Annotated in this window: 7 protein-coding genes and 1 pseudogene; 4 read left to right on the top strand and 4 right to left on the bottom strand. The window is 62.3% G+C overall.

Annotated features, from left to right (window positions below; translation table 11 throughout):
- The 3 genes from WBQ77_RS08665 to WBQ77_RS08655 form a co-directional block, all read right to left on the bottom strand.
- A partial coding sequence (locus WBQ77_RS08665; RefSeq protein WP_424059826.1) for a putative DNA-binding domain-containing protein occupies nucleotides 1-514 on the bottom strand: 514 nt, incomplete at its 3' end.
- 10 nt (nucleotides 515-524) lie between these two features.
- Complete coding sequence (locus WBQ77_RS08660) at nucleotides 525-1,379, bottom strand: DUF692 domain-containing protein (protein ID WP_424059824.1); 855 nt, start codon at nucleotides 1,377-1,379, stop codon at nucleotides 525-527.
- 88 nt (nucleotides 1,380-1,467) lie between these two features.
- Nucleotides 1,468-1,719 carry a hypothetical protein gene (locus tag WBQ77_RS08655; protein ID WP_424045471.1) on the bottom strand — a complete coding sequence of 84 codons (252 nt, stop codon included), beginning with the start codon at nucleotides 1,717-1,719 and terminating at the stop codon, nucleotides 1,468-1,470.
- Between the two features lie 223 nt (nucleotides 1,720-1,942).
- Between WBQ77_RS08655 and WBQ77_RS08650 the strand changes: the two genes are divergently transcribed.
- Entirely contained in the window at nucleotides 1,943-2,782 is an 840-nt protein-coding gene (locus WBQ77_RS08650) for a universal stress protein (protein ID WP_424045472.1), read from the top strand.
- A 16-nt stretch (nucleotides 2,783-2,798) separates the two neighbouring features.
- Nucleotides 2,799-3,239, top strand: a complete 441-nt coding sequence (locus WBQ77_RS08645) for a DUF1489 family protein (RefSeq protein WP_424045473.1) — start codon at nucleotides 2,799-2,801, stop codon at nucleotides 3,237-3,239.
- Nucleotides 3,240-3,244: 5 nt separating this feature from the next.
- On the opposite strand, the gene panC is transcribed toward WBQ77_RS08645, so the two are convergent.
- Nucleotides 3,245-4,102 carry a pantoate--beta-alanine ligase gene (gene panC, locus WBQ77_RS08640; protein WP_424059822.1) on the bottom strand — a complete coding sequence of 286 codons (858 nt, stop codon included), beginning with the start codon at nucleotides 4,100-4,102 and terminating at the stop codon, nucleotides 3,245-3,247.
- An 88-nt stretch (nucleotides 4,103-4,190) separates the two neighbouring features.
- Here panC and WBQ77_RS08635 point away from each other — a divergent pair, with 88 nt between their 5' ends.
- Together WBQ77_RS08635 and WBQ77_RS08630 are read left to right on the top strand one after the other, a co-directional pair.
- Nucleotides 4,191-4,388 carry a hypothetical protein gene (locus tag WBQ77_RS08635; RefSeq protein ID WP_424045475.1) on the top strand — a complete coding sequence of 66 codons (198 nt, stop codon included), beginning with the start codon at nucleotides 4,191-4,193 and terminating at the stop codon, nucleotides 4,386-4,388.
- A 99-nt stretch (nucleotides 4,389-4,487) separates the two neighbouring features.
- Nucleotides 4,488-4,781: pseudogene (locus WBQ77_RS08630) on the top strand (VWA domain-containing protein); the annotation flags it as partial.

Below are 4,781 nucleotides of genomic sequence, written 5' to 3'. Positions count from 1 at the left end.
GGGCCATCCAGATGTCTGCGGCGTTGGTCTTGAAGCGGAGTCGCTTAGCGGTTGGATGCGGACTGAAGACGAGGTTCGCCCAGTCTTCCGGCGGGATGGCGGCGAGTTCTTCGATGGTCACGGGCTGAGCATCGGCTGCATCGAACGCATCCGCAAGCGCCTTCTCGAGTGCGGCGAGCTCGGCAACCTCCTTGTGTTCCGAGAAGGGCGCGGTCTCCCGCGCGAACTCGGGAAGGTAGCGGCCGAACCAGCGCGCGTTGCGCTTGTCCGAAGGGTGTTTGGCAATATAGCCCTGCGCTAGGTCCGAAAACGCCTGGTCTCCGAGATAGACGTGCGTCAGCTCATAGTCGTGGCCCAGAATCTCGGCGAGCCGAAGTACATAGGCGTTTCGGTAGACGCCGAACAGGGTGCACCGGTCCTCGCGATCGTTGTCGTTTATATCGGTCAGGATTGCGTCGTCGCCCGACACGATTCCAGCCTGGAAACGTGCTTGGAGGTCTTTGAGGCGTGTCATGACAGTCCCGTCACTCCGCGGCGACCACCCGTTTGGCCGCTTGAACCTCCCGGGCAATCTTGCGAGCGATATCGAGTTCGGCGACCACCTCCGCCAACGGCGGAATGTTGTCGTCCCGCTCGATCATAGTCGAGACCGGGCCGAAATGAGAAACGGTCTCGCGGTAGAAGTTCCAGACGTCGTCGCATACGGGGTGATCGTGCGTGTCGACGATATGGTCTCCCTCGTGGCTATGGCCCGCGAGATGAAATTGAATGATCCGGTCGCGCGGAACGCCATACAGAAAGTCGCGGGTGGAAAAGCCGTGATTGCAGGCGCTGACATAGATGTTGTTGACGTCGAAGAGCAGCCAGCAATCGGCGCGGCGAGCGACTTCGCTGACAAAGTCCCATTCGCTCATTTCCGACTCCGCAAATGTCACGTAGCTCGAAACGTTTTCGAGGGTTAGGCGGCGGCCCAAAAAGTCCTGTACGCGGCTGACCCGCTCGACCACATGGTCCAGGGCTTCCTGCGTATACGGAATTGGCAGGAGGTCGTGGAGGTTCACCCCATGCACGCCCGTCCAGCAGAGATGGTCGGAAATCCATTTCGGGTTTACGCGGTCTGCGAGCGTCTTGAGCCCGGTCAAATATTCCATGTCGAGTGGCGCGGTGGACGCGATCGACAGCGACACGCCGTGCATGACGATCGGATAGCGCTCGCAAATCTCGTCTAGGATCTGCAAGGGCTTGCCGCCGGGGATCATGTAATTCTCGGAGATGATCTCGAACCAGTCGACATTCGGTGCGCCTGGCAAAATCTCGTCGTAGTGCTCGGGACGCAGCCCAAGGCCGAAACCGAGATAGGGTGGTTTGTGGTCGGACAAGGCGATCTCCGGAATTTCAATGCGCCGATCTTATACCAAAGAAAGGCGAAACCGGCCGCGAATGCGGCCGGTCTCAATTGGCGTGGGGCTAGCTCTTGAACTCGCCACCCTTTTCAGCGCACTCGGTGTCCGTCATGACGACGAAACCCTTGCCCTTACAGGCATTGTGGCCCTTGCAGGCGCTCGAGGCGGTCTTGCAGGCGCTCTGGCCCTTGCAGCCGTTGACGCCGAAACATTTACCAGTGTTGCCGCCCTCGGCAAATGCGGACGTGGCAAGCGTGCCGGACACCAGCAGCGCAGCAGCGGTAAGGGCAATCGAGGTGCCAGTTTTCTGAGTCATCTTCATCGGTACTCTCCTATCTTTAGGGTTCCCTAAGTCTGGCGCCGAACGCCATTTCAGGACGGTAGCTCCGATTCCTGCGTAGAATACGTCACACCTCTTCAAAGCGTTGTGACCTGCTTCACGCTGACGTGAATAATGCCTCTTCGCATCAGTTTCGATCCGCAGTGTTTTCGCTGTGCGCTCCGAACCGCTATCATTCATCGCCAAGGGGGAACTCCGTATGAGTTTCAAGGATGTCATTGTCTATGTCGACGGGACCGAAGCGTCCAAGGCACGTTGCGGTTTGGTGATTGGCCTGGCCAAGGCGCAGGGCGCGCATCTCGTCGCGATCGCGTTCGCCCCGCAGGCGTTGATGCCACTCTATGGCGCTGATGTGGCATTCGCCGACATGAGTGGCGTGCTTGAAAGCGTAAAGGAGCAAGGCGAGGAGGCGTTGGCGCGCTTCGGGACCGCCGCGGCCGCGGCTGGGATCTCGCACGAAGCGCGGCTCATGCATGGGACGAGCGACGAGTTCCCGCACGATTTCGCCGCCGCGGCGCGCCTCACCGACCTCGCGATCCTCGGTCAGCCACGGGACGGGGATCCGCTTGTGGGTCAATATGCGCTGCTGGAGCGCTGCCTGTTTGCCTCGGGCCGGCCCGTGCTCATCGTGCCCGCCGCGCCTGTGGAATCGGCCGACGGCGATACGATCGTCGTGGCTTGGGATGGAAGCGCGGAAGCCGCGCGCGCCTTCAGCGATGCCCGCACGTTCCTCAAGGCCGCGAAGCGGGTCGTGCTTTTGGCCGGTCTTCGCGAGGAGTCTCGCCATGATATCGGTGTATCGGCGGATGGCATGGTCGCGCATCTGGCCCGCCACGGTGCTAAGGCCGAGGTAATCAAGATCACGATGAGCGAGGGCGGCGATATTGGGCGGCTCTTACTCTCGCGCGCGAAGGAGTTGGAGGCGGATATGATCGTGATGGGCGCGTTCCATCACTCGCGCTGGCGCGAGCTCATTCTAGGCGGCGTCACGCTGACCATGCTGGAAGAGGCGACCATCCCTCTGCTCATGGCGCACTAGCGATGGCCGAAGCCGCATGACGCTTCACCTCGTAAAGCTCTGTGTCGGGATCGACCGGCTGCAGGACCTGAGGATCTGGCAGGCGAAGCGCCGGGACGATCTGGCACGGGCGGGGCGCGTTGCAGAGCTTTGCCACAAGACCAAGCAGATGCCGCGCCGTAGGGTTGAGGTCTTGGATGGCGGTTCACTCTACTGGGTTATCAAGGGGTTCGTCTCGGCGCGGCAGCGCATCCTCGATCTGAAACAAACGGTGCGGGAGGACGGCCGGCCCTGTTGCGGAATCGTGCTTGAACCCAAGATCATTGAGACGCGGCCGAACCCCCGCCGTCCATTTCAGGGCTGGCGCTATTTGGAGGCCGATGAGGCCCCCCCGGATCTCTCCGAGTCAGACGATGGCACCGACGAGATGCCGCCCGGCATGCGGGAGGAACTGCGCGCGCTAAGGCTCATCGACTGACGCTTTTACGCTTGCGGTGGGACCGGCACGTTGTCGATCAGGCGCGTCTTCCCGAGAAATGCGGCAACGAGGATCCGAGCCGAAGCAACGGGTCCGGACAAGGGCGCCAACGTTTCCGGATCGCGAGCTTCGAGATAGTCGACGCGGAATCCGGCGGCCTCGAGCGCCGCGCGCGCGCTTTCCAGAGCCTGCTCGGCGCTGAGGCCTGCCGCCAGCTCGTGCGAGGCCTGCTGGATCGCGGCGTGCAGCAGCGGCGCCGTCTCGCGCTCCTCTGCCGAGAGATAGGCGTTGCGGGAGGACAGGGCCAATCCGTCCGGTTCGCGCACGATGGGACCACCAACAATCTCGATCGGAACATTCAAGTCCCGCACCAAGCGCTGGATGACGAGGAGCTGCTGGTAGTCCTTCTCGCCGAAGATCGCGATATCAGGCGTGCACTGCAGAAGAAGCTTAGTGACCACGGTAGCCACACCGTCGAAATGAGCGGGACGGGTCGCGCCGCATAAACCGCCGGTTATGCCTGCCACATGGACCTTGGTGGCAAAACCCTCCGGGTACATCTCGTTGGCGTTCGGGGTGAAGAGCAGCGCCGCGCCGGCCTGTGCCAGAAGCGCTGCGTCCCGGGCCTTGCCACGTGGATAGGCCGCGAAGTCTTCGTTGGGGCCGAACTGCAGCGGATTTACGAAGATCGACGCGACCACGTGGCCGGCGAGCCGGTTTGCCTGCTGGACCAGCGACATGTGGCCCTCATGGATCGCGCCCATGGTGGGGACCATGGCAACCGTCTCGCCCCGCGCGTGCCAGGCGGCGACGCGGGCGCGCAAGTCCGCAACGGTTCTGACGATCTCGAGTTCGGTACTCATCGGAGGCTTTCCAAAAAATAGCGCGGTTCGGGAAGGCGCGCGACCATAACGCCTCGCCGCGAAGCCCCGAAACACTTAAATTGGAGTGATGAACGCGCCAACCGCCGCATCGGGTTCAAGCGCTCCGCAGGCCGACCGGGCGGCGCTGAACGCGGCCTTGCTCTTCGATGAGGACGCGCTGGTCGCGGCTCTGATCGTGGCCGCGCGTTTCAGCCGCGAAGACCGGCGCAGGATAGCCGGTATTGCCACCCGGCTTGTGGAGTACGCCCGGGTAGGGCGGCGATGACAGCCGAGCCCCCGCTCGGCATTGTGAATGCGGCAAAAAACGACCATCTATAGGAGTGTGGATTTTCCCAGGGTTTGAACCGCATCGCGGAGCGGATGAATGAGCGAACCTAAGACCCCGTCTAAGACCGCCTCAAGCGATGTCGCGCCTCGAAGCTCGTCCTCCGCGGAATTGGATGCCTTTCTGAACAAGGTTCAGACCCTCCAGCCCGCTGCGGCGGGAACTGGGCGGATGATTTTCGCCATGGACGCGACCATGAGCCGTCAGCCCACCTGGGACCTCGCGCTCGGGCTGCAGAGCGAGATGTTTCGCGCGGTCAAGGAAGTCGGCGGGCTCGATGTGCAGCTGATCTATTTCCGGGGCTTCGGCGAATGCCGGTCCAGCCGTTGGGTC

The organism is Methyloceanibacter sp., from assembly GCF_049590335.1.
In the GTDB taxonomy this organism is placed as follows: Bacteria; Pseudomonadota; Alphaproteobacteria; order Rhizobiales; family Methyloligellaceae; genus Methyloceanibacter.
This window is presented reverse-complemented; position numbering and strand designations above follow the sequence as displayed.

Bases quoted from the DNA above. Each gene is read 5' to 3' on its own strand.
- panC (WP_424059822.1), bottom strand. From the start codon at position 4,102: ATGAGTACCGAACTCGAGATCGTCAGAACCGTTGCGGACTTGCGCGCC.
- WBQ77_RS08645 (WP_424045473.1), top strand. From the start codon at position 2,799: ATGACGCTTCACCTCGTAAAGCTCTGTGTCGGGATCGACCGGCTGCAG.
- WBQ77_RS08635 (WP_424045475.1), top strand. From the start codon at position 4,191: ATGAACGCGCCAACCGCCGCATCGGGTTCAAGCGCTCCGCAGGCCGAC.
- WBQ77_RS08650 (WP_424045472.1), top strand. From the start codon at position 1,943: ATGAGTTTCAAGGATGTCATTGTCTATGTCGACGGGACCGAAGCGTCC.
- WBQ77_RS08655 (WP_424045471.1), bottom strand. From the start codon at position 1,719: ATGACTCAGAAAACTGGCACCTCGATTGCCCTTACCGCTGCTGCGCTG.